The 699-nt window shown below is 75.4% G+C and carries 1 protein-coding gene; it reads left to right on the top strand.

What is annotated here, in order from left to right; all coding sequences use genetic code 11:
• Positions 1 to 136 precede the first annotated feature (136 nt).
• Positions 137 to 670 (top strand): ribonuclease H family protein, encoded by a 534-nt coding sequence (locus FFA01_RS15805; protein ID WP_146857138.1) that lies wholly within the window; start codon positions 137 to 139, stop codon positions 668 to 670.
• Positions 671 to 699 lie beyond the last annotated feature (29 nt).

Below are 699 nucleotides of genomic sequence, written 5' to 3'. Positions count from 1 at the left end.
CGTCGGGGGCGGGTCGGCGCTGACCCGCCGCCGACGACGGGAACCCGCCGCAGTGCCCCCGGGAGGCGCGGCGCAGGAGGCGCGGCCGGGTCCGTTAGCGTGGTCAGGCACGCCGTCGACGCAAGGAGCACCCCGCATGACCATCACCGCCGCAGCAGACGGATCGGCCCTCGGCAACCCCGGACCGGCCGGTTGGGCCTGGTACGTGGACGACGAGCGCTGGGCCGCGGGCGGCTGGCCGCGCGCGACGAACAACCAGGGCGAGCTGACCGCCGTCCTCGAGCTGCTGCGGGCGACCGCCGGCACCGACGACGATCTGCACATCCTCTGCGACAGCCAGTACACGATCAAGGCCTGCACCGAGTGGATGCCGGGGTGGAAGCGGAAGGGCTGGCGCAAGGCCGACGGCAAGCCGGTGCTCAACGTCGAGATCCTGAAGGAGCTCGACGCCGCGCTGGCCGGGCGGAAGGTCCGGTTCGAGTGGGTCCGCGGTCACGTGGGACACGAGATGAACGAGGCCGCCGACGTGCGCGCCCGCGGCGCGGCGACGGCGTTCCAGAACCGCACGACCGTTCCGAGCGGCCCGGGCTGGCCCGGCGCTCCGGTCGCGACGACCGACCCGATCGCGGCCCCGACGACGCCCCCCGCGCCTCCCGCGACCCTGTTCTGAGGCCGGCCCGCCGAGGCCCCGCCGGACCC

Source organism: Frigoribacterium faeni, assembly GCF_007988805.1.
Classification (GTDB): Bacteria; Actinomycetota; Actinomycetes; order Actinomycetales; family Microbacteriaceae; genus Frigoribacterium; species Frigoribacterium faeni.
The sequence above is the reverse complement of the archived record's forward strand: the minus strand, read 5'-3'. Positions and strand labels throughout refer to the sequence as shown.